18 protein-coding genes and 3 pseudogenes are annotated in these 23,571 nt (G+C 68.1%); 16 read left to right on the top strand and 5 right to left on the bottom strand.

The features are described from left to right. Positions 1 to 7 precede the first annotated feature (7 nt). A complete protein-coding gene (locus CFB34_RS08700; RefSeq protein WP_089442864.1) occupies positions 8 to 1,012 on the bottom strand; it encodes a chemotaxis response regulator protein-glutamate methylesterase in 1,005 nt (334 codons plus the stop codon). A gap of 334 nt (positions 1,013 to 1,346) precedes the next feature. Here CFB34_RS08700 and CFB34_RS08705 point away from each other — a divergent pair, with 334 nt between their 5' ends. After that, positions 1,347 to 1,877, top strand: a complete 531-nt coding sequence (locus tag CFB34_RS08705; RefSeq protein ID WP_089442863.1) for a DUF4946 domain-containing protein — start codon at positions 1,347 to 1,349, stop codon at positions 1,875 to 1,877. 245 nt (positions 1,878 to 2,122) lie between these two features. On the opposite strand, the gene CFB34_RS08710 is transcribed toward CFB34_RS08705, so the two are convergent. After that, entirely contained in the window at positions 2,123 to 2,347 is a 225-nt protein-coding gene (locus CFB34_RS08710; protein ID WP_039357299.1) for a hypothetical protein, read from the bottom strand. A 337-nt stretch (positions 2,348 to 2,684) separates the two neighbouring features. Between CFB34_RS08710 and CFB34_RS08715 the strand changes: the two genes are divergently transcribed. From CFB34_RS08715 to CFB34_RS08730, 4 genes are all read left to right on the top strand, one after another. Next, entirely contained in the window at positions 2,685 to 3,374 is a 690-nt protein-coding gene (locus CFB34_RS08715; protein WP_089442862.1) for a DUF969 domain-containing protein, read from the top strand. Then, entirely contained in the window at positions 3,371 to 4,321 is a 951-nt protein-coding gene (locus CFB34_RS08720; RefSeq protein WP_089442861.1) for a DUF979 domain-containing protein, read from the top strand. Before CFB34_RS08715 ends, CFB34_RS08720 begins: the two co-directional genes overlap by 4 nt. A 10-nt stretch (positions 4,322 to 4,331) precedes the next feature. After that, positions 4,332 to 5,354, top strand: coding sequence for a DUF2891 domain-containing protein (locus tag CFB34_RS08725; protein WP_089442860.1), 1,023 nt, complete (start codon positions 4,332 to 4,334; stop codon positions 5,352 to 5,354). A gap of 115 nt (positions 5,355 to 5,469) precedes the next feature. Continuing rightward, complete coding sequence (locus CFB34_RS08730; protein WP_089442859.1) at positions 5,470 to 5,793, top strand: hypothetical protein; 324 nt, start codon at positions 5,470 to 5,472, stop codon at positions 5,791 to 5,793. 30 nt (positions 5,794 to 5,823) lie between these two features. Here CFB34_RS08730 and CFB34_RS08735 read toward each other — a convergent pair whose 3' ends face one another. Further along, positions 5,824 to 6,648, bottom strand: a complete 825-nt coding sequence (locus CFB34_RS08735) for an IclR family transcriptional regulator (protein WP_089442858.1) — start codon at positions 6,646 to 6,648, stop codon at positions 5,824 to 5,826. Between the two features lie 186 nt (positions 6,649 to 6,834). Here CFB34_RS08735 and CFB34_RS08740 point away from each other — a divergent pair, with 186 nt between their 5' ends. Beyond that, the gene (locus CFB34_RS08740; protein WP_089442857.1) at positions 6,835 to 8,490 is read left to right on the top strand and encodes a choline dehydrogenase; all 1,656 of its coding nucleotides are present in this window, start codon (positions 6,835 to 6,837) and stop codon (positions 8,488 to 8,490) included. A 128-nt stretch (positions 8,491 to 8,618) separates the two neighbouring features. Continuing rightward, positions 8,619 to 8,870: pseudogene (locus CFB34_RS08745) on the top strand (MFS transporter); the annotation flags it as partial. Positions 8,871 to 8,949: 79 nt separating this feature from the next. On the opposite strand, the pseudogene CFB34_RS08750 reads toward CFB34_RS08745, so the two are convergent. Further along, a pseudogene (locus CFB34_RS08750) lies at positions 8,950 to 9,078 on the bottom strand (transposase); the annotation flags it as partial. 68 nt (positions 9,079 to 9,146) lie between these two features. Here CFB34_RS08750 and CFB34_RS08755 point away from each other — a divergent pair. The 7 genes and pseudogenes from CFB34_RS08755 (at position 9,147) to CFB34_RS08785 (ending at position 19,837) form a co-directional block, all read left to right on the top strand. Beyond that, complete coding sequence (locus CFB34_RS08755; protein WP_089442856.1) at positions 9,147 to 10,349, top strand: RNA-guided endonuclease TnpB family protein; 1,203 nt, start codon at positions 9,147 to 9,149, stop codon at positions 10,347 to 10,349. 66 nt (positions 10,350 to 10,415) lie between these two features. Beyond that, positions 10,416 to 11,306, top strand: a pseudogene (locus CFB34_RS08760) (MFS transporter); the annotation flags it as partial. 573 nt (positions 11,307 to 11,879) lie between these two features. Next, positions 11,880 to 13,295, top strand: a complete 1,416-nt coding sequence (locus CFB34_RS08765; RefSeq protein WP_089442854.1) for an FAD-binding oxidoreductase — start codon at positions 11,880 to 11,882, stop codon at positions 13,293 to 13,295. A 180-nt stretch (positions 13,296 to 13,475) separates the two neighbouring features. Continuing rightward, entirely contained in the window at positions 13,476 to 14,897 is a 1,422-nt protein-coding gene (locus CFB34_RS08770; RefSeq protein WP_089442853.1) for an amino acid permease, read from the top strand. Positions 14,898 to 15,150: 253 nt separating this feature from the next. After that, positions 15,151 to 18,087: a molybdopterin oxidoreductase family protein gene (locus tag CFB34_RS08775; protein ID WP_089442852.1), complete on the top strand. Its 2,937-nt coding sequence runs from the start codon at positions 15,151 to 15,153 to the stop codon at positions 18,085 to 18,087. Positions 18,088 to 18,103: 16 nt separating this feature from the next. Beyond that, on the top strand, positions 18,104 to 18,850 hold the full coding sequence (locus tag CFB34_RS08780) for a 4Fe-4S dicluster domain-containing protein (RefSeq protein WP_089442851.1): 747 nt from the start codon (positions 18,104 to 18,106) through the stop codon (positions 18,848 to 18,850). Positions 18,851 to 18,889: 39 nt separating this feature from the next. After that, positions 18,890 to 19,837, top strand: coding sequence for a DmsC/YnfH family molybdoenzyme membrane anchor subunit (locus CFB34_RS08785; protein WP_089442850.1), 948 nt, complete (start codon positions 18,890 to 18,892; stop codon positions 19,835 to 19,837). Between the two features lie 32 nt (positions 19,838 to 19,869). Here CFB34_RS08785 and CFB34_RS08790 read toward each other — a convergent pair whose 3' ends face one another. Further along, positions 19,870 to 20,622 (bottom strand): IclR family transcriptional regulator, encoded by a 753-nt coding sequence (locus tag CFB34_RS08790; RefSeq protein WP_089442849.1) that lies wholly within the window; start codon positions 20,620 to 20,622, stop codon positions 19,870 to 19,872. A 214-nt stretch (positions 20,623 to 20,836) separates the two neighbouring features. Between CFB34_RS08790 and CFB34_RS08795 the strand changes: the two genes are divergently transcribed. Both CFB34_RS08795 and CFB34_RS08800 read left to right on the top strand, forming a co-directional pair. Next, a complete protein-coding gene (locus CFB34_RS08795; RefSeq protein WP_089442848.1) occupies positions 20,837 to 21,823 on the top strand; it encodes an AAA family ATPase in 987 nt (328 codons plus the stop codon). Beyond that, a complete protein-coding gene (locus CFB34_RS08800) occupies positions 21,820 to 23,541 on the top strand; it encodes a cobalt chelatase (RefSeq protein ID WP_089442847.1) in 1,722 nt (573 codons plus the stop codon). Before CFB34_RS08795 ends, CFB34_RS08800 begins: the two co-directional genes overlap by 4 nt. Positions 23,542 to 23,571: the final 30 nt, after the last annotated feature.

A 23,571-nucleotide genomic window follows, 5' to 3' on the forward strand; every position in this document is an offset into this window, starting at 1 on the left:
GTCGGGCTCAGATTCTCGCGAGCGCCGCCAGCTCGCCCGCGATGCGCCCGAGCGGCAGGATCGCGCGTGCCGCGCCGAGTGTCGCGGCCGCTTTCGGCATGCCGTACACGGCGCTCGTCGCCTCGTCCTGGGCGATCGTATGGTAGCCCTTCATCCGCAGCGCCTTCAGGCCGATCGCGCCGTCGCGGCCCATCCCGGTGAGCAGCACGCCGATCACGCGGCCGGGCCAGTGCTCGGTCAGGCTGTTGAAGAACACGTCGACCGACGGGCGATACGGGGTGGCGGCCGGTTCGCGCGTGTATTCGAGCGTGCCGGCGCGGGTGATGCGCAGATGGTCGTCGGTCGCGGCGAGCAGTGCGACGCCCGGCTGCGGACGGTCGCCTTCGCGCGCGACGCGCACGGCGAGCGGTGTCTGGCCGTCGAGCCATTGCGCCATGCCTTCGGCGAACGCGCGGTCGACGTGCTGGACGATCACGATCGGCGCGCTGAAATCGGCCGGCAGGCCGCCGAGGACGGACGCGAGCGCGCCGGGGCCGCCGGCCGAGGCGCCGATCGCGACCAGCGGGCCGCCGCCGGCGCGGGTGGCCGTGCCGGCGAGGCGCGTGCCGCCGGGCGCGTCGAGCAGGCGGCCGATCTGGTCGATCTTCGCGAGCAGCAGGCGGGTCGTGTCGCCGGCCGCGCCGTCGCCGAGCCTCGGCGTATCGACCGCGTCGAGCGCGCCGGCGCCCATCGCCTCGAACACGCGCCAGGCATTCGCGCCGATGCAGCTCGTCACGATCAGGATCGCGCACGGTCGTTCGGATCGCATGATCCGCCGCGTCGCTTCGATCCCGTCGAATTTCGGCATGATCAGGTCCATCAGCACGATATCGGGCGGCTGCGCGGCGCACAGCTCGACGGCTTGCGCGCCGTCGGTCGCGACCCACAGCACGCGGTGCTCGGGCCGGCGCGCGATCGCGCGGCGCATCGCCTCGACGGCAAGCGGGAGGTCGTTGACGATGCCGATGTTCACAAGCGGAATTCTCCGGTCGGTTCGTAGTGTTGGAGGTGGGCCGGGTTCATGGAAGGGGCTGCCTGTTCGGCGCCGCCGGACGGCATCGGCGGCCGGACGGCACGACATTCTTTTCGGTTGGCGACGCCCGCATGCTGTCATGCGGCGCGGGCGGCGGCAATCGAAAAATTCGCGCATGGTGCCGTTTCAGTGCGTTTCCTCTATGACGGTGCGTGCCGGAAGGCCCGTGAAAGCCGGTCGCCGCTGGCGGGCGGACGGTACGCCGTGCGATCATGACGCGCCCTCCGCGACACGGAATCCGCCGAACGACATGAGCCTGAAGCCCCGTTTTCGAATGACCGTGCGTGCCCTCGCCGTGTGGTTGTGCATCGGGCCGCCGATGACGTTTGCCGAAGCGGCCGAACCCATTGCGTGGCCGTCGGGCTGGGAAGTGTCGCCAGGTCCCGCACCGGCCACCCGCGCCGGCAAGACGCTGCCCGGTTCAAATGACGTCGCGGTGAAACGCAGCCCGTCGGGCACGGCCGAGGCGGTGATTTCGCTGATGCGGATCGTCCGGACGGATCACGGCGCGGCCCGTCTCGATCACGAGTTCGACACGATGCAGCACACGATCGTCGACGGTTACCGCCATCGCGGCTGGACCGCGCAGTGCACGTCACCCGGGCAGATGGCGCTGGGCGGCCGCGCGGGACTCGCGACGACTTGCGACATGCATCGCGCGGATGGAACGGCGATCCGGCAGACGCTCGTCGCGACGATGAGCGAGACGACCGTGTACGGGCTGTCCTATACGGCGCCTGTCGACCGGTTCGACGCGAGCAAGCCGGAATTCGATACGATGCGCGCGCATTTGACGGTGCAATAGCGCGCGATCCGTCCAGGCGCGACGAAGCACGCCGACGCGTTCATGACGGAACGCGACCGCGCCGGCAACCGGGCGGTCGCGAACCTGCCGAGGATCTGCACGCAGGCCGACTGCCGGCCACTGTGCGGGCCCGTGGTTCGGCATGGGCGCCGGGACACCGGCCGCGTAGCGCCCGCGCCCGCCCGTCATCCGCTTCGACGGGCGAGGGTGGAAACCGGTCGCGCACCCGATGTGCGGCCGCGCCGTCAATGGCTGCGCGCGTACCCCTGGATCAGCGCGCGCATCATCCCCTCGACCGTCGCGTCGAGCAGGTCGGCTTCCTGCTCGGACTCCTCGACGAGCGCGGCATACGCGGTCGCGAGCGTCACGCGATCGACCTCATGGCGTTGCTCCATCAGCGTCACCATCCCGTCCTTCGCCAGATGAGCGGAGAACGCGCGGCTGCCGATGGTCTGGAATACGTCAATCATGGCGGCTCTCCCGTCCGTTGCCGATGCTTTCCAGTGTAGTCGGCGCACCGGGGCTCCGCCACGCGCGGCGGGCCGCTGCACGCCGCCGGCCGGGGCGCCGACGCACGTGCCGCAACCGGTGCGTGCGCGCCGTCCGGCCATCCCCCGATTCCTCGGACGAAACCCCACCGACACATGGCCCGGGCACCGTGGTCGCACGCTTCAACGTTTACCCGAAGCAGTAAATTGTCGACTTTTTGTCGATAAAGTCTCGTGTTAGATTGCGCCGTCAGAGCCCGGTCCAAACCGGGCAGGCGGCGCAGGCCAAGGCGCCGCGCGTCCGATCCAAGGAGGAGCAATGCTGGTGCTGATTGGGGTGCCGATCGTCGTGATCGGTTTTGCGCTGCGCTTCAACGCGCTGCTGGTGGTCACGATCGCGGGGCTCGCGACGGGGCTGGCGGGCGGGCTGAATCTCGTCGACATCGTCAGCGCGTTCGGCAAGGCGTTCACCGAAAACCGCTACATGGGGCTCATCTGGCTGACGCTGCCGGTGATCGCGCTGCTCGAGCGCAACGGGCTCAAGGAGCAGGCGAAGCGGATGATCTCGCGCGTGCAGGCAGCCACCACGGGCCGCGTGCTGATGCTGTACTTCGTGCTGCGCCAGGCGACGGCCGCGCTCGGTCTCACGTCGCTCGGTGGCCATGCGCAGATGGTGCGGCCGCTGATCGCGCCGATGGCGGAGGCCGCCGCGGTCAACCGGCATGGCGAACTGCCCGAATCGGTGCGCCAGCAGATCCGCGCGCATGCATCGGGCGCCGACAACGTCGCCGTGTTCTTCGGCGAGGACATCTTCATCGCGATCCAGTCGATCCTGCTGATCAAGGGCTTTCTCGAACAGAACGGCATCTCGATCGAGCCGCTGCACCTGTCGGTGTGGGCGATCCCGACCGCGATCGCCGCACTCCTGATCCACTGCACGCGCCTCGCGTTGCTGGATCGCCGGCTCACGCGCGGCTTCGGCCTGGTGGGGCAGGAGGGCACGCGATGATCGGCCTCGAATCGCTGTACACGCTCGCGGGGCTGATGTTCGCCGCGTTCGCCTACTTCAACCTGACCGATCGCACGAACCCGCGCCGCGTCGTCAATTTCGCGTTCTGGGCGATCTACGCGGCCACGTTCCTGTTCGGCGCGCTGCTGCCGCATTTCGTGACGGGCTGCCTTGCGATCGCGCTCGCTGTGATCGCCGGTTCGGGCAAGCTCGGGCGCGGCAAGTCCGACGAAGCCGGGGAGGCCGCGGCCGTGCGGCGCGAGACGCTCGCGCAGCGTTTCGGCAACACGTTGTTCCTGCCCGCGCTGCTGATTCCGGTCGTCACGCTGATCGGCACGTTCGCGTTGAAGCTCGTGCCGTTCGTCGAGCAGAAGAGCGTGACGCTGATCTCGCTCGTGCTCGGCACGCTCGTCGCGTTCGCCGTCGCGCTCGCGATGCTGCGCGATTCGCCCGTGCATGCGGTGAAGGAGGCACGCCATACGATGGACGCGGTCGGCTGGGCCGCGATCCTGCCGCAGATGCTCGCGGCGCTCGGCGCGCTGTTCGCGGTCGCGGGTGTCGGCGGCGTGGTGTCGGGGCTCGTCAGGGAGTGGGTGCCGATCGATTCGCCGTTCGCGGTGGTCGCGGCCTACACGGTCGGCATGGCGCTGTTCACGATGATCATGGGCAACGGCTTCGCCGCGTTCCCCGTGATGACGGCCGGCATCGGCCTGCCGCTGATCGTCCACCAGTTCCACGGCAACCCGGCGATCGTCGGCGCGATCGGGATGCTGAGCGGCTTCTGCGGTACGCTGATGACGCCGATGGCCGCGAACTTCAACATCGTGCCGGCGGCGCTGCTCGAACTGAAGGACAAGAATGGCGTGATCAAGGTGCAGTGGCCGACGGCCTTGCTGCTGCTCGCCGTGAACACGCTGCTGATGTACGCGTTCGCATTCCGCTTCTGACGAGATCCCCATGACCGACCGACTGACCCCCGAACTCGCCTCGAAATTCGCGTCGCTCGCGCTCGCGCACCTGACCCGCGAATATCCGAACAAGCTCACGCATGCGCTCGAAGGTCCGCACGACGTGCAGGGGCCGCGCGCGTTGCACCCGATCTTCTACGGCAGCTACGACTGGCACTCGTGCGTGCACGGCTACTGGCTCGTGCTGCGCGTGCTCGAACGCTATCCGGCATTGCCGGAGGCCGAACGCATCGTCGCGATCGTCGACGCGCACTTCACCGATGCGAACGTCGCCGGCGAGGGCGCGTATCTCGCGCGGCCGCACAACGCCGGTTTCGAGCGGCCGTACGGCTGGGCATGGCTGCTCGCGCTGTCGGCGCAGCTGGAGCGGCTCGCGCTGAAGGGGGCGATGCCGCAGGCCGCGCGCTGGGCGAAGACGATGGCGCCGCTGACCGACCTGTTCGTGTCGCGCTTCGAGACCTTCCTGCCGAAAGCGACCTATCCGCTGCGCGTCGGCACGCACTTCAACACCGCGTTCGCGCTGGCGCTCACGCTCGACTTCGCGCGCGACACGCAGCGCGACGGGCTCGCGGCGCTGATCGTCGATACCGCGAAGCGCTGGCACCTGAACGATGTCGCATGCCAGGCGTGGGAACCGTCGGGCGACGAATTCCTGTCGCCCGCGCTGATGGAGGCGGAGCTGATGCGGCGCGTGCTGCCGGCTGCCGAATTCGACGGCTGGTTCGCGCGCTTCCTGCCCGATCTCGCGCGCGGCGAACCGGCGACGCTGTTCGAGCCGGCGACGGTCAGCGATCGCAGCGACGGGAAGATCGCGCACCTCGACGGGCTGAACCTGAGCCGCGCGTGGTGCCAGCGCGCGCTCGCCGGCGCGCTGCCGGAAGATGATGCGCGGCGCGCGAAGCTGCTCGACGCGGCCGACCGGCATCTTGCGAGCGCACTCGCGCACGTGGCCGGCGACTACATGGGCGAGCACTGGCTCGCGACGTTCGCGTTGCTCGCGCTGGAGGCGTAGCGCGCGAAACCCCGCCGGCGGCAAGGTCTTCGGCACGCGGCTATACTCGCCGCTCGGGCCGTATCGCGCAGCACGCGTTGCGCGATGCGGCCATCTGTTTCCCTGCCGCCTCGCCATGGACAAGCTCATTTCCTACGTCGCCGCGATTCACGGACTCCCGGGCCCGGTGTCGATCGTGTCGCACACGACGTCGCACGACCGCTGGACCGACGACGATGTCGAAGTCATGCGCGACGAAACCGAATACCGCTTCGACAACGGCGCGATCGTGCGCCGCTCGGTCGAGCAGGATCGCGCGCCGTCCGATCTGCTGTGCGCGGAATGCTGGATCGACTACGACGTGCTGCGCCATCCCGATGCGCAAGCGATCGGCCCGACACGGATCACGTTCGACAACGCGTGCCGCGAGACTTTCTGGCTGCGTTACCACCTCGCGTGAACGTTTCGACGCTTTGGTGCATCACGGCAATCAACCCGGCGGCGCGCCCTCGGCCGCATGCAGGAGCGGCGCGAGCCGCGTCGCCGCTTCCCGCATCTTCGGCACGTTCTCCAGCAGGTCGTTGAGCGTCGCGCGCGCGGTCGGCGCATGCACGGCGAGCGCCGCGAGCACGCGGCCGCTTGCTGCCTCCTTCACCGGCACTGCCACCGCGACCATCCCGCGCACGAATTCCTCGTTGTCGATCCCGACGCCGCGCGCGGCGAGCCGGTCGAGCTCGGCCGCGAGCAACTGCGCATCGGTCAGCGTGCGGTAGGTCATCTTCTTCAGCGTGAGCCGCGCGAGCATCGCGTTGCGCTCCAGCGCGTTCAGCTGCGACAGGAACAGCTTGCCGCTCGCCGTGCAATGCAGCGGCACGCGCATGCCGGGCCGCATCTCGAGCCGCAACGGCTCGGTCGTCTCGACGCGTTCGACGTACAGCACCGTGTCGCCGTCGAGCGCGGTGAGGTTGCAGGTCTCGCCGAGCACGTCGACGAGCGAGCGCAGCACCGAGCGGCAGCCGCGCGTGAACGTGTTGTTCGACAGCGCCGCGAGCGCGAACTGCGCGGCGCGCGGGCCGAGCGCGATGCCGCGATCGTGGCCGCGCGAGTCGGGCAGGTGGATCACGTAGCCGCGCGTTTCGAGCGATTCGATCAGGCGCAGCAGTGTCGCCTTTGGAATGTGCAGCCGCGCGGCGAGTTGCGACAGCGTGTAGGGCTGGCCGGCCGACGCGAGTGCTTCGAGCACCGCGAGCGCGCGCAGGACGCGCGCGTCGTCGGCGGGCGCGCCATCGGGCGGCGCGGGGGCGGTTTCGCGCATGTGTCTCCTCCGTCGGGATCGGCGTGCGTCCCGGGATGGTATGTGCGTTGGAAATGAAACGAATTGAACGGTTTTTGTACCACATTCGCGGCGTGGACAATAAATCGGCTTGTACGCGTTCCGTGGGCTCAATAAATTTGGACGAAACATACCGGATTTTTCCAATACCCCGGAACGGAGACACGAATGACACGCAGCTTCGACTATGTCGTGGTCGGCGCGGGATCGGCCGGTTGCGTCCTTGCCAACCGGCTGTCCGACGGCGGCCGCCATACGGTGTGCCTGCTGGAAGCGGGCCCCGCCGACCGCTACATGTGGATCCACGTGCCGATCGGGTACGGCAAGACGATGTTCCACCCCGTGTACAACTGGGGCTTCCACACCGATCCCGATCCGAACATGCACAACCGCCGCCTGTACTGGCCGCGCGGCCGCACGCTCGGCGGCTGCAGTTCGATCAACGGGCTGATCTACGTGCGCGGGCAGCAGCAGGACTACGACCACTGGGCCGCGCTCGGCAATCGCGGTTGGAGCTGGCGCGAGTGCCTGCCGTATTTCCGCAAGCTCGAACACAACACGCTCGGCGAAGGGCCGACGCGCGGCACCGGCGGCCCGCTGTGGGCGTCCGCGATCCGGCAGCGGCACGAACTCGTCGATGCGTTCGTGGCCGCGTCGAACCGGCTCGGCGTGCGCACGGTCGACGATTTCAACACGGGTGACCAGGAGGGCGTCGGCTATTACCAGCTCACCACGCGCAACGGGCTGCGCTGCTCGACGGCGGTGGCGTACCTGAAGCCCGCGCGCGGGCGGCCGAACCTGCACGTCGAAACCGATGCGCAGGCGCTGAAGGTGCTGTTCGACGGCGCGCAGGCGTCCGGCGTGCGGTACGTCCAGCATGGCAACGTGCACGAGGTGCGCGCGCTGCGCGAGGTGATTCTCGCGGCCGGCGCGCTGCAGTCGCCGCAACTGCTGCAGGTGTCGGGCGTCGGGCCGGCCGCGCTCTTGAACCGGCACGGGATTCCGGTCGTCGCCGATCGCGCGGGCGTCGGCGAGAACCTGCAGGATCATCTGCAGATTCGTCTGATCCACGAAGTGACGAAGCCGATCACGACCAACGACGAGCTGCATTCGTGGATCGGCCGCGCGAAGATGGGGCTGCAGTGGGCGCTGTTCCGCGGCGGCCCGCTCGCGATCGGCATCAACCAGGGCGGGATGTTCTGCCGTGCGCTGCCGGACGAATCGGCGACGCCGGACATCCAGTTCCATTTCTCGACGCTGTCGGCCGATTCGGCGGGCGGCAGCGTGCATCCGTTTCCCGGCTGCACGTATTCGATCTGCCAGCTGCGGCCCGAATCGCGCGGCACCGTGCGCATCCGCACCGACGATGCGCGCGACGCGCCGTCGATCCAGCCGAACTATCTCGACACCGAGCGCGACCGCCGCACGACGGTGGCCGGCGTGCGCTTCGCGCGACGCGTCGCGGCCACCGAGCCGATGGCGCCGCTGATGAAGCGCGAGGTGCGGCCGGGCGCGGACGCGCAGACCGACGACGAACTGCTCGAGTTCTGCCGGGAATACGGGCAGACGATCTTCCATCCGTCCGGCACCGCGAAAATGGGCGTCGCGAGCGATCCGCTCGCGGTCGTCGACGAGCGGCTGCGCGTGTACGGCACGCGCGGGCTGCGCGTGGTCGACTGCTCGATCATGCCGACCCTCGTATCGGGCAACACCAACGTGCCGATCGTGATGGTCGCCGAGAAGGCGTCCGACATGATCCTCGAGGACGCGCGCGAGGCCGATCGCGGCCGCAGCGTCGCGCCGGCCGCCGAGGCGCTCGCGTAGCGCGTCGCCACGCATCACCCCGCGTGGCCCGTGCGCCTGCGCCCGGACGGCCGCCGCGCGTTCATCGATGCCCCCGCCGGTACCGCGCCGGGGCAGGTTGCGGCGCATCCTTACCTGGAGAAGCTCGCATGGCAATCGATTCCCGGGTCGTCCGACGCGTGGCCGCGGCCAGCGTGATCGGCGCGACCGTCGAGTGGTACGACTTTTTCCTGTACGGCGTGGTCGCCGGCATCGTGTTCGACAAGCAGTACTTTCCGGCCGGCGACGCGTTCCTGCCGACCTACGCGCAGATCGGCATGTGGGCGCCGGTGCTGCTGCTGACGCTGCGCGTGCTGCAGGGCATCGGCCCGGGCGGCGAGTGGGGCGGCGCGGTGCTGATCTGAATGCGCGTTAAACCTCGTCCTTCAGGGCGGGGAACGATAGCGCGGCCGCCGTAGGGGTCCTTTCGGGCGGCGGGCGGGGCGTTTTCTGTTGGTCGATGTATTTGCGAACGATTTCGACATGCGCTTCGCCACAACTTCCGACGAAATATGACGGAGACCCCTGCGCGCCGCCCCACAACCTTTTACGAATGCTCGAGTAGCACTTGAAAGACGTAATAGCGACCACGTCGAATGGCTTGACTCGCTCTTGTGGGCCGGACATACAATCGTCCGATGCGACGACTCCAGGCCTTCAAGTTCGAACTGATGCCGAACGGCGAGCAGCAGCGCGATATGCGCCGCTTCGCCGGATCGTGCCGGTTCGTCTACAACAAGGCACTGGCGTTGCAGAAGGAGAACTACGAGGCGGGCGGCAAGTTCATTGGCTACGTAGCAATGGCCAAGCATCTGACGGAGTGGCGTAACGGAGGCGAAACGCCATGGCTCAAGGATGCCCCCGTTCACCCGTTGCAACACACCCTCAAGGACATGGAGCGGGCCTACAAGAACTTCTTCGCCAAGCGAGCGGCGTTTCCGAAGTTCAAGAAGCGCGGCCAGCGCGACAGTTTTCGCTACCCGGACCCGAAGCAATTCAAGCTCGACCAGCCCAATGGGCGCATTTTCCTGCCCAAGCTGGGCTGGATGCGGCTGAGGCTGTCGCGTCCCGTGCTGGGCGAACTGCGCAACGCAACGGTCAGCTTCAACTCGGGCAAGTGGTGTGTCTCGATTCAGACCGAGCGCGAGGTCGAGCAGCCGGTGCCCGATGCCACCAGCGTGATCGGCATCGATGTTGGCATTGCCCGCTTCGCCACGATGAGCGACGGCACGTTTCTCACACCGCTCAACAGTTTCAAGAAACATGAGGCTCGTCTGCGTCGATGCCAACGTGCGATGAGCCGCAAGGTCAAGTTCAGCAATAACTGGAAAAAAGCCAAGGCCAGAGTCCAGCGTATCCATACGCGCATCGGCAATGCTCGCCGCGACTACCTGCACAAGGCCACGACCACGATCAGCAAAAACCACGCGATGGTGTGTATCGAGGACTTGCAGGTTCGGAATATGTCCAGGTCGGCGGCGGGCAGCACCGATGCGCCTGGCAAGAACGTGCGGGCCAAGTCCGGTCTGAATAAGGCCATCCTCGACCAAGGGTGGTTCGAGTTCAGGCGGCAGTTGGAATACAAGCTGGCCTGGAATGGCGGCTGGCTGGTGGCGGTGCCGCCCGCGAATACAAGCCGGACGTGTCCGGCTTGTGGATACGTGAGTGCGGATAACCGGACCACGCAGGAAAAATTCGCCTGTGTCGAATGCAGTTACGAGGAGAACGCCGATGTCGTCGGCGCTCTGAACATTCTGGCGCGGGGACACCGCGTTGCAGCCTGTGGAGAGCCGGTGCAGTCGGGCCGCTCGATGAAGCAGGAACCCGCCGAGGCGATCTGAGATAAGCATTATCGTTTCAGACGCGGCAGGAATCCCCCGTCTTCAGGCGGGGGAGGATGTCAAGGCTACGAGTACGCTCCGCCGCACCGGCGCGGGCTGTATGCGAGCCTGCCGCAGATCGGGCTCGCGATCGGGCTGTGCCTCGCGGCCGGCGTGGTCGCGGCGCTGTCGCGTGCGCTGCCGGACGCCGCCTTTCTCGCGTGGGGCTGGCGCGTCGCGTTCGCGGCGTCGCTGCTGCTGGTCGCGGTCGGCTTCTACATCCGCACGCGCGTGGCCGATACGCCCGAGTTCGTCGCGCTCAAGCGTCAGCGGCGCGATACGAAGCTGCCGGTCGTCGAGCTGCTCGCCCACTATCGTCGGGCGATCCTGCTCGGGATGGGCGCGCGCTATATCGACGGCGTGTTCTTCAACGTGTTCGCGGTGTTCTCGATCGGCTACATGACGCGCAACCTGTCGATCTCGCGCGGCGACGCGCTGCTCGGCGTGATGAGCGCGGCGGTCGTGATGTGCGTGTTCATCCCGGTGTTCGGCGGGCTGTCGGACCGGCTCGGCCGTGCGCGTGTGTACCGGTGGGGCGCGACGCTGTGCGGGCTGTCGGTGCTGCCCGCGTTCTGGCTGTTGCAGACGCAGTCGACCCACCTGCTCGCCGTGTGGCTCGCGCTGGTGATCCCGTTCGGGATCTTCTACGCGATGGCGTACGGGCCGGAGGCCGCGCTGTTCGCGGAGCTGTTCGATGCGAACGTGCGTTACACGGGGATTTCGTTCGTCTACCAGGTGTCGGGTATCTTCGCGAGCGGCCTCACGCCGATCGTCGCGACCGCGCTGCTGCGCGTGAACGGCGGGGCGCCGTGGCTCGTCGGGGTTTACGTGATGTTGTCTGCACTCCTGTCGATCGTGTCCGCACGGGCGATTGAGAAGCGCGGCGGCGTGGACGGCGTTGCGGTGCGCGCGATGTGACGGCGGAAGGGGCGGATAGGGCAGGGCGCGGCGTGGGGGCGTATCGGCGGCCCGGTCTTCCGGCGGTGTCGTGCCTGCGCCGCTGACCGACGCTGTCCGCCGGTCGCCCGCTGCCGCCCGCCGTTCGGTGTCCCGGTCGTCCGGCCGCGTCGTGCTCATGCCGCCGCGCCTTGCCGAGCGACTCCGTCTGCCGTGTGCCCGAAGTGGCCCGCCGTTCAGCGTCCCGATCGCCCGGTGGCGTCGCGTCCACGCCGCCGATCCTTTTTGACCGACGCCGCGCACCTGTCGCCGGCTGTTACCAGCCGTTCGGCGCCCCCAAACGCTGGTCCAAGCGAATCCGGCCCACTGGCCCTACCTGCGACAAATCGGCCTGCCTACACTTTCCTCGACAGATCGCCGCATTGAAGCATCTGCACACGATCGACCCGAAGAGAACGATCAGGAGACAGGCATGACCAACAGGCAGTCGGCAGCATTCGCCCGTGCGGCGAGCGCGCGCCCCGCATCAGTCAGTCGAATCGCCTCGTGCGCCCGTTGCGGCGCGGCAGGCCAGCCCGTGTCGGAGGTCTGAGCATGTCGACCCCTTCCATCGAACGCACCGCGAGCGGCTTCGCCGGCGGCCGGCCGAACGATACGCGTTACGACCCGACCTACGATCCGCTCGTGTCGCCGGGGCCCGGATGCGGCAAGCAGTACGCGCCGACCTACTGGGTCGCAACCGCCGGCACCCCGCCGCCCGACGACGGCCCCGTGACGCGCGATCTCGACGTCGACGTCGCGATCATCGGCGCCGGCTACACGGGCCTCGCGACCGCGCTGTGCCTCGCGCGGGATCATGGCATCAAGGCCGTCGTGCTCGAAGCCAACCGCACGAGCTGGGGCTGCAGCAGCCGCAACGGCGGGCAGGGGCAGAACGCATCGGGCCGGCTGTCGCGCTCGCAGTGGATCGAGCGCTGGGGCAAGGATGTCGCGCTGAAGATGCACGACGAGATTCTCGAAGGCTTCGAGCACTTCAAGTCGCTCGTCGCGGAAATCGACTGCGACCCGCAACCGGGCGGGCATTTCCTGATCGCGCATCGCCCGCGCATCATGGCCAAGCTCGCGGCCGAGGCGAAGGTGTGGAAGGACGTGTTCGGCTATCCGTCCGAGCTGCTGAGCGCCGAAACCTTCCGTCGCGAATTCATCAACGACCACGAAGCGGCCGGCGCGTTGCACGAGCCGGAAGGCATCGGCATCCATGCGCTGAAGCTCGCGTTCGGCTACCTGCGTCTCGCGCGCGAAGCCGGTGCGAAGGTGCATACGAGCAGCCCGGTGCTCGGCTTCGAGACGATCGACGGCGTGCACCACCTGCGTACGCCCGGCGGCGTCGTGCGGGCCCGCGCGGTGGGCATCGCGACCGGCGCGTACACCGCACAGACGCTGCATCCGTCGCTGCGCAGCAAGGTGATGCCGATCCTGTCGAACTCGATGGTCACGCGCCCGCTCACCGACGCGGAGATCGACGCGTGCAATTTCCGCACGACACAGGTGCTGACCGATACGCGCACGCTGCGCTTCTACTATCGCTTCCTGCCGGATCGCCGCTTGCAGATCGGCAGCCGCAGCGCGATCACCGGTGACGATGCGCCGAACCCGCGTCACTTCGAATTGCTGAAGGAAGGGATGGCGCGCAAGTTTCCCGCGCTGCGCGGCGTGGAGATCGACTACTCGTGGTGGGGCTGGGTCGACGTGAGTCACGACATGATGCCGCGCGTGTGCCAGCCCGACCCGCGGCAGTCGGTGTACTACGCGCTCGGCTACGGCGGCAACGGCGTGTCGTACTCGCAGCAGGCCGGCCGCCGGCTGGCCGAGCAGATTGCGGGGAAGGGCGCCCGCCAGACGCTGCCGATCTTCACGTCGCCGCTGCCTGGCCACCCGTTCGCGCCGTTCCGGCGCCTCGGGCAACGGATGCTCTATCTGTCTTACTTCAGGAATGACGAAAAGCCCTGAACGCAGTGCCTATCGCCCGGCGTGACGTAACGCGTGCCGGGCGGTCGAACACAATAAAAGCAATAGAAATCCGTGCGGCCGGGGCGGCAGGCGCCCCTGCACGCGCCGTCGCCGGCGGCGCCCGCGCTCACCCCACGGTGGCGTGCGGGCGGCGTCCGGACAACTGGATATGGAGAAGACATGCAACCCTCGAATCAGAGTGACCTGAAGTGTGGACTCAAGCAGCGCCACATGACGATGATCGCGCTTGGCGGCGTGATCGGTGCCGGGCTGTTCGTCGGCAGCGGCGTGGTGATTCAGCAGACCGGGCCGGCCGCGATCCTGTCGTTCCTGATCACGGGCGGGCTCGTCGTGCTCGTGATGCGGATGCTCGGCGAGATGGCATGCGCGATGCCGGCCGTCGGTTCGTTCTACGAATACGCGCGGCTCGCGTTCGGCAACTGGCGCGGGCCCGGCAAGATGGCGGGCTTCCTGACCGGCTGGATGTACTGGTATTTCTGGGTGATCGTCGTCGCGCTCGAAGCGGTGGCCGGCGCGAAGCTGATCCAGTTCTGGCTGCCCGATACGCCCGCGTGGATCATCAGCCTCGCGCTGCTGGTCGTGCTGACGCTCACGAACCTGATCTCGGTCGGCAGCTACGGCGAGTTCGAGTTCTGGTTCTCGTCGATCAAGGTCGGCGCGATCATCGTGTTCCTGTTCCTCGGCGGCCTCTACGTGCTCGGCCTGTGGCCCGCGTCGATGCACACGACGTCCGTGCTGCCGACGCTGCTCGGCCACGGCGGCTTCATGCCGCTCGGCATCGGGCCGGTGATGAGCGGGGCGGTCGCGGCGACCGGCTTCTACTTCGGTGCCGAGATCGTCACGATCGCGGCGGCCGAGGCGAAGGAACCGGCGAAAGCGGTTGCGAAGGCCACCAATTCGGTGATCACGCGCGTGCTGGTGTTCTACGTCGGCTCGGTCGCGCTCGTCGTCGCACTGGTGCCGTGGAATTCGCATCAGATGGCCACGCCGTACGTGAGCGCGCTCGAAGTGATGGGCCTGCCGGCTGCCGCCAACGTGATGAACGCGATCGTGCTGACGGCCGTGCTGTCCGCGCTCAACTCGGGCCTCTATGCGGCGTCGCGGATGCTGTTCGCACTGACCCGCCACGGCGACGCGCCGGCCGCGCTCGCGAAGGTCAACAAGCGCGGCGTGCCGGTGCGCGCGATCCTGCTCGGCACGGTGTTCGGCTACGTGTCGGTCGTGATGTCGTACGTGTCGCCCGATACCGTGTTCGCGTTCCTCGTCAATTCGTACGGCACCGTCGCGCTGTTCGTGTACGTGCTGATCGCGTTCTCGCAACTGCGCCTGCGCAAGCGTCTCGACCCGGTGGCTGCCAGCAAGCTGCGCGTCAAGATGTGGGCATATCCGTACCTCACGTGGGTCGCGATCATCGGCATGGTCGGCATCCTCGTCGCGATGGCGTTCATCCCCGACCAGCGCAAGCCGCTGTGGCTCGGTGTCGCCAGCCTCGCCGTGCTGATCGTCGCGTACGGGCTCACGCGCCGCAGCCGCCGCGAGCCTCTCGACGACAGCGAACTGCTCGCCTATCCGCCGCGGTGATGCACGGTCATGCGCGGTAACGCCTGACCACGAAGGCCCGGCCCGCGTGCCGGGCCTTCGTGCATGCGGCTTACGGCCCGAGCCGATGGTTGGCCGGGGCAATTATCGGGGCAACTATCGGGCTGACCGATAGCACCGATCAGAGGATGCGACTTTATGTCGGCCGCGTGCCGGCATAGCATGGATGAACCGATTCACGGGTGCGCCCCGCCGGGCGCGCCCTCATCCGCGAATCCGCGAACGAGGACAGACGATGGAACATCGGGCACGCGAGCGGGACGAGCAGGCCGAGATCAAGACGACGACGTGCTACATGTGCGCGTGCCGCTGCGGCATCCGCGTGCACCTGCGCGACGGCGAGGTGCGCTATATCGACGGCAATCCCGCGCATCCGTTGAACCAGGGCGTCATCTGCGCGAAAGGCTCGTCCGGCATCATGAAGCAGTATTCGCCCGCGCGGCTCACCCAGCCGCTGATGCGCAAGCCGGGCGCCGAGCGCGGCGACGCGCAGTTCGAGCCGGTGTCGTGGGAGGTCGCGTTCGACGTGCTCGAAAAGCGTCTCGCGCACCTGCGCGCCACCGACCCGAAGCGCTTCGCGCTGTTCACCGGCCGCGACCAGATGCAGGCGCTTACCGGCCTGTTCGCGAAACAGTTCGGTACGCCGAACTATGCGGCGCATGGCGGGTTCTGCTCGGCGAACATGGCGGCCGGGATGATCTACACGATCGGCGGTTCGTTCTGGGAATTCGGCGGCCCCGATCTCGACAACGCGAAGCTGTTCTTCATGATCGGCACCGCGGAGGACCACCATTCGAATCCGCTGAAGATCGCCCTCGGCAAGTTCAAGCGCGCGGGCGGCCGCTTCATCGCGATCAATCCGGTGCGCACCGGCTATGCGGCAATCGCCGACGAATGGATTCCGATTCGCCCCGGCACCGACGGCGCGCTGTTCATGGCGCTGATGCACGAGCTGATCGCGCGCGACGCGTTCGACGTCGAATTCGTGTCGCGTTTCACGAACGCGGCGGAGCTGGTCGACCAGCGCGACGGCGCCGATACGTTCGGGCTGTTCGTGCGCGACGCCGGCGCGCCGGAGGTCAATGCGCTGTATCCGCAGAACCGGATGTGGTGGGACACGAAGACGAACCGCGCGGTGCTGCATCACACGGAAGGCGCGGCGCCCGCGCTCGACGGCCGCTATACGCTCGACGACGGCACGCCCGTCGCGCCGTCGTTCACGCTGCTGCGTGAGCAGGTGGCCGAATGCACGCCCGAATGGGCGGCCGACATCACCGGCATCGCGGCCGACACGATCCGCCGCCTGGCGCGCGAGATGGAGACGGTCGCGCGCGACCACGCGATCCAACTGCCGGTGCGCTGGACCGATTCGTGGGGCAAGGAACATGAATCGGTGAAGGGCGTGCCGATCGCGTTCCATGCGATGCGCGGGCTCGCCGCGCATTCGAACGGCTTCCAGACGATCCGCGCGCTGGCCGTGCTGATGTCGCTGCTCGGCACGATCGACCGGCCGGGCGGCTTCCGGCACAAGGCGCCGTATCCGCGCGCGGTGCCGCCGTCGGCGAAACCGCCGAACGACCCGGCGCAGATCAAGCCGAACACGCCACTTGCCACCGGCCCGCTCGGCTGGCCCGCCGGCCCCGAGGATCTGTTCGTCCATCCGGACGGCACGCCCGCGCGGCTCGACAAGGCGTTCTCGTGGGAATACCCGCTCGCGGTGCACGGGCTCATGCATTCGGTGATCACCAATGCGTGGCGCGGCGATCCCTATCCGATCGACACGCTGCTGATCTTCATGGCCAACATGGCGTGGAATTCGTCGATGAACACGACGGAAGTGCGCAAGATGCTGGTCGACAAGCGCGACGACGGCGAATACCGGATCCCGTTCCTCGTCGTGTGCGATGCGTTCGCGTCGGAGATGACGGCGTTCGCCGACCTGATCCTGCCCGACACGACCTACCTCGAACGGCACGACGTGATGTCGGTGCTCGACCGGCCAATCTCCGAATTCGACGGTCCGGTCGACTCGGTGCGCGTGCCGGTCGTGCCGCCGACCGGCGAATGCAAGTCGTTCCAGGAGGTGCTGATCGAACTCGCGAGCCGGCTGAAGTTTCCGGCCTTCACGACGGCGGACGGGCAGCGCAAGTATCGCGACTACCCGGATTTCGTCATCAACTTCCAGACCGCGCCCGATTCCGGCACCGGCTTCCTGATCGGCTGGCGCGGCAAGGACGGCGACAAGGCCGTCGTCGGCGAGCCGAATCCCGACCAGTGGAAGCGCTACGCGGAGAACAACTGCGTGTATCACCACCGGTTGCCGGAGCCGCTGCAGTACATGCGCAACTGCAACGGCCCGTACATGCAGTGGGCGGTCGACAACGGGATGCGCAAGTTCGGCGTGCCGATCGTGATCCAGCTCTACTCGGACGTGATGCAGAAATTCCGGCTCGCCGCGCAGGGCCGCACGTCGGGCCGCCAGCCGCCCGACCATCTGCGCGAGCGCATCGCGCGCTATTTCGATCCGCTGCCGTTCTGGCATCGCTCGCTCGAAAGCGGGCTGACCGATGCGGGCCGCTATCCGCTCGCGGCGATCACGCAGCGGCCGATGGCGATGTACCACTCGTGGGATTCGCAGAACGCATGGCTGCGCCAGATCCACGGCGAGAACCACCTGTTCGTGAACCCGGTCACGGCCGCCGCGCAGCAGATCGACGACGGCGCATGGATCTACGTCGAATCGCCGTGGGGCAAGGTGCGTTGCCGCGCGCGCTACAGCGAGGCGGTCGAGCCCGGCACCGTGTGGACGTGGAACGCGATCGGCAAGGCGGCCGGCGCGTGGAACCTCGGGCCGCAGGCGGGCGAATCGCAGCGCGGCTTCCTGTTGAACCACGTGATCACCGACGAGCTGCCGGATGCGGCGCGCGGCGGTGCGCGGATGTCGAATTCCGATCCGATCACGGGGCAGGCCGGCTGGTACGACGTGCAGGTGCGGATCTATCCGGCCGAAGCCGATGCGGCGACGACCTTGCCGCAGTTCGCGCCGATGCCGGCGCTGCCGGGCACGCCGCGCGTGCTGCAGCGCGTGCAGGCGTATTTCGCGGGTACCGGCGCATTCGCCGCGCGGCTGCGGCGCACGGCGTCCGCCGGCCCGAAGTCTGAAGATCGCTGATCGAAGGAGCACCCCCATGACCCAGATGGCCCTCGTCATCGACCTGAACGTGTGCGTCGGCTGCCATGCCTGCGTGACGAGCTGCAAGGAATGGAACACGTCGGGCGAAGCCGGCAGTCTCGCGGATATGCGCCCGTATGACGACGATCCGTCCGGCACGTTCTTCAACCGCGTGCAGACCTACGAAGCGGGCGTGTTCCCGATGACCGACACGATTCACTTCCCGAAGTCGTGCCTGCACTGCGAGGATCCGCCATGCGTGCCGGTATGCCCGACCGGCGCGAGCTACAAGCGCAAGTCGGACGGGATCGTGCTGGTCGACTACGACAAGTGCATCGGCTGCAAGTACTGCGCTTGGGCATGCCCGTACGGTGCGCGCGAACTCGACGAAGGCCGCAAGGAGATGACGAAGTGCACGCTGTGTGCGGATCGCATCGACAACCAGGCGTTGCCCGAGCGTGACCGCAAGCCGGCCTGCGTGCTCGCGTGCCCGACGTCGGCCCGGCTGTTCGGCGACGTGCACGATCCGGAGTCGGACGTGTCGCGCGCGATCCGCGAACGCGGCGGCTATCAGCTGATGCCCGAATGGGGCACGCGGCCGTCGAACCGCTACCTGCCGCGCGTGAAGACCGAAGCATCGTGCGGGTGCGGGAGTAGCGGCGGGTGCGGCAGTGCATCGAACGGCATCGGCGAAGACGATTCATTCGAGGCCCGCGCGGCACGCGGCGACATCGATCTCGTGTCGCTCGCGACGCAGCGCTGAACGCCAAGCCCTTCACTCATACGAAAAACCGGAGTCCCCATGCGCCCAGCCTTTTCGGTCGTTTTCCTCACCACCCTGTGCGGTGCGGCACAGGGCCTGCTGCTGACCCTCGTGATCGTCGAGGCACTGGCGCGCGCGGCAGGCGTCGATATTGCCGCGTCGTTCTACGTGACGGGCGCCGCGCTGTCGGTCGCGCTCGGCGCACTCGGCCTGCTGGCGTCGTTCTTTCATCTCGGCCACCCCGAGCGGGCCTGGCGCGCGATCGCGATGTGGCGCACGTCGTGGCTGTCGCGCGAATGCATCGCGCTGCCGGTGTTTCTCGCCTGCGCATTCGCGTATGGCGCGGCGCACCTGTTCGGCTGGCCCGGCACGTTGCTGATCGGCGCGGTGGGCGCGCTTGCAAGCGTCGCGCTGTTCGTGTGCACCGCGATGATCTACGCGTGCCTGCGCTTCCTGCAGGAATGGGCCAGCCCGCTGACGCTCGTGAACTTCGTGCTGCTCGGCTGCGCGTCGGGCTGTACGCTGGCGACGGCATGCGCCGCATGGCTCGCGCCGTCGCTGGTCGGCCGGCTCGCGGTGGCCGCCTGCGTGCTGACGCTCGCAGGTTGCGCGGCACGGATTGCGTCGCTTGCACGCAATGCGCGGCTGCGCCCGAAGTCGACCGTGCAGAGCGCGACCGGGATCCGCAGCGACAAGGTCGAGCAGAAATCGCGCGGTTTCACGGCCAGCGCGTTCAATACGCGGGAGTTCTTTCACGGGCAGGGCAACGGCACGCTGCGGGCAGTAAAGGCCGGCTTCCTGATCGGCGCATTCGCGGTGCCGTTCGTGCTGACCGGCGCGGGCGCGCTCGCGCCGACGTCGGTCGCGGCCGCTGTCGCGCTCGGCGCGGCGTTCGTGATCCAGTACGCGGGGCTGGTCGCGGAACGCTGGTTCTTCTTCGCGGATGCGCGCCATCCGCAGAACATCTACTACCAGCGCGCGTCATGACGTTGCGCGTGCGCCGCCACGCCGTGCGGAGACTAGAACGTTTCCGCGAGCGCGCGCGCTGCTTCCTGCAAACGCGGCACGTGGTCGAGCAGCTGCGACAGCGGTGCGCGCGACACGGGCGCATGCACGGCGACCGCGGCGATGCACGCGCCGTCGTCGCCGACGATCGGCGCCGCGATGCACACGATGCCCGCGACGAATTCCTCGTTGTCGATCGCGACGCCCTTGTGCGCGGTGCGGTCGAGTTCGGCTTCGAGCAGTTCGGGGTCGGAGATCGTGTTCGGCGTGTAGCGCGGCAGCGCCAGTGCGCGCACCAGCGCGGCGCGTTCGTCGCGCGGCAGCAGCGCGAGCAGCAGCTTGCCGCTGGCGCTGCAGTGCGCGGGCACGCGCGAGCCCGGTTTCAGGTCGAGCCGCAGCGGCCAGTCGGCTTCGACGCGGTCGAGATAGACGACTTCCGTGTCGTGCAGCGCGGTGAGGTTGCAGGTTTCGCCGAGATCGGCGACGAGCCGTTCGAGGATCGCGTGGCGCAGCCGGCGCGCGCCCGCATGCAGCATCACGCCGGTGCCGAGCCGCGCGAGGCGCGGGCCGATCGCATACGCGTTCTTGCGGCCCGGCTCGCGGATCACGAGGCCGCCGGCTTCGAGCGACGCGAGCATCCGGTGCAGCGACGCCTTCGGGAGATCGACTTCCCGCACGAGATCGGCGAGCGACACGGCATCGCCGGCCTGGACGAGATGTTCGAGCAGCGCGAAGGCGCGCAGCGTGGGCGTATCCGCGGGCAGCATGGCAGGCGTTCCGGAAACTGGATGGCGGCCATTGTACCGAACGGCCCGGCAGGCCGGCCGCGTGGGGTGGGGGGCGCGGCAACCCGGCACGCATTTTCAGCGATGGAACGAATCGTTCCATAAACGTGACCGGCGCGGGCGCGACGATCGATGCCCGCGCGGCCAGCAACGACAGCAACGACAGCAACGACAGCAACGACAGGAGCGCAACGCAATGGATGGGGTGGCGAACAAGCCGGACTGCATGGTGTCGGTCCGCGAACGGTTCGGGTTCGATTCGGACCTGATGGTGCCCGCGTTCAGCACGCGCGACGATCACGTGCCCGATATCGACGACGCCTACCGCTTCAACCCGGACGTCACGCTCGCGATCCTCGCGGGCTTCGCGCGCAACCGCCGCGTGCTCGTGCAGGGGATGCACGGCACCGGCAAGTCGACGCATATCGAGCAGGTCGCTGCACGGCTGAACTGGCCGTGCGTGCGCGTGAACCTCGACGGCCACATCAGCCGGCTCGATCTGGTGGGCAAGGATGCGATCGTCGTGCGCGACGACGTGCAGGTGACCGAATTCCAGGAAGGGATCGTGCCGTGGGCGCTGCAGCGGCCGGTCGCGCTGATCTTCGACGAATACGACGCGGGGCGGCCCGACGTGATGTTCGTGATCCAGCGGATACTGGAGCGCGACGGCAAGTTCACGCTGCTCGACCAGAACCGCGTGATTCATCCGCATCCGTCGTTCAGGCTGTTCGCGACCGCGAACACGGTCGGGCTCGGCAACCTGAACGGGCTCTACCACGGCACGCAGATGCTCAACCACGCGCAGATGGACCGCTGGAACGTGGTCGCGACGCTCGACTACCTGCCGCGCGACGAGGAGATCGGCATCGTGCGGGCGCGCGTGCCGGAACTCGCGGACGAAGCCGGCCGCCCGCTGCTCGAATCGATGGTGAGCCTCGCGGAGCTGACGCGCAACGGTTTCGCGACCGGCGACCTGTCGACGCTGATGTCGCCGCGCACGGTGATCAACTGGGCCGAGAACTGCCAGATCTTCCGCGATCCGGCGCTCGCGTTCCGGCTCACGTTCCTGAACAAGTGCGACGACGCCGAGCGGCCGGTCGTCGCCGAGTATTACCAGCGCTGTTTCGGCGAGGAGCTGGCGGTTGCGTCGCGTGTCGGCGGCGAGCCGGGGGCCGGGCGGTGAGCGCCGATCGCGATGCCGCGCGCCGCGCATCGGCGCGCGAAGCGCTGGGTGCGTCGACCGTACGTGCGCTGACGCGTGACGCGGCGCTGCATTACCGGGCGGGCCGCGTGTGCCGCGACCTGCGGCCGTTGCCGATCCATGCGCCGCACCTGCGCACGCAGGCCGCCGACGACGATCTCACGTCATGGCGCGGCGCGGCCGACGGCGTCGCGCTGCGCATCCTGCATTCGGATGCGGACCTGCATCGCGCGTTGTCCGGCGACGATCCGGTCGAACGCGTGCTGTTCGAGATGCTCGAGCAACTGCGCTGCGAATCGCTCGCGCCGCCCGCCATGCGCGGTGTCGTGCAGAACCTGCGTCATCGCTTCGAGACCTGGTCACGCGCGTTTCATCGATCGGGGCAGGCCGACACGCATGTCGGGATTCTCGTGTACACCGTCGCGCAGATCGCGTGGTCGCGGCTGACGGGCTGGCCCGTGCTCGAAGAGACGGAAGACCTGATCGAAGCGTCGCGCGCGGCGATCGTGCCCGAGATCGGCGTGCAGCTTGCCGGGCTCAAGCGCTGCCGGCACGATCAGCGCGCCTTCGCGGAACACGCGCTGACGCTCGCGAAATGCATCGCTGCGATGATCCGCGATGCGCGTGCAGCCGTCGTGGAAACGGAGACGGAAGACGCACGCGAGCAGGACGACGCGTTGACGAATTTCTCGCTGTGGGTCGATTTCGACGAAACGGGCATCGACCTGCCGGCACTCGTGGAGACGGGCGACAGCGTCGTGCTGCAGGGCGGCGCTGCCGTCTATCGTGCCTATACGACGCGCTACGACCGCGAGCTTCGACCGGCCGCGCAGATCCGCACGGCACTGCTGCGCGAGTATCGCGACCGGCTCGACGGCCAGGTCGCCGCGCAGCGGATCAACGTCACGCGGCTCGCCCGTGTGCTGCGCGCGGCGCTCGTCGTGCCGCAGGCCGACGGCTGGTCGTTCGGCGAAGAGCATGGCCGTCTCGACGGTCGCCGGCTCGCGCAACTGGTCAGCTCGCCGGCCGAACGGCGGCTGTTCCGGCTCGAACGTGTGCGGCCGCATGCCGACTGCGCGCTCGCATTCCTGATCGACTGCTCGGGGTCGATGAAAACGTGGATCGACGGCGTCGCATTGATGGTCGACACGCTGGCCCGCGCGGGCGATGCCGCCGGTCTGGCAACCGAAGTGCTGGGCTTCACGACGCTCGCCTGGAACGGCGGGCGCGCGCGGCAGGACTGGCTCGCGCGCGGCAAGCCGCGTCATCCGGGCCGGCTCAACGAAACCGGCCACCTGGTGTTCAAGGACGCGGATACCCGCTGGCGGCATGCGCGCACGGACATTGCTGCGCTGTTCAAGGCCGATCTGTTCCGCGAAGGGGTGGATGGCGAAGCGGTCGAATGGGCGTGCGCGCGGCTCGCGGCGCGGCCGGAGGCGCGCAAGATCCTCATCGTGATCTCGGACGGCAGCCCGATGGACGGCGCGACGGCGCTCGCGAACGATCCGTTCTACCTCGACAACCATCTGAAGCAGGTCGTTGCGCGCCAGGAGTCGGCGGGCCGCGTCGAAGTGCTCGGGTTGGGCGTCGGGCTCGATCTCGGCCCGTATTACCGGCACCGGCTCGCGATCGATCTTGCGTCGGCGCCCGATATGAAGCGGCTCGTCGAAATTGCCGGATGGATCGGCGCGCGGCGGTGACGCGGGCGACTGCATTCGACGCGGATGTGT

The sequence above is a fragment of the Burkholderia sp. HI4860 genome, assembly GCF_002223045.2.
Classification (GTDB): Bacteria; Pseudomonadota; Gammaproteobacteria; order Burkholderiales; family Burkholderiaceae; genus Burkholderia.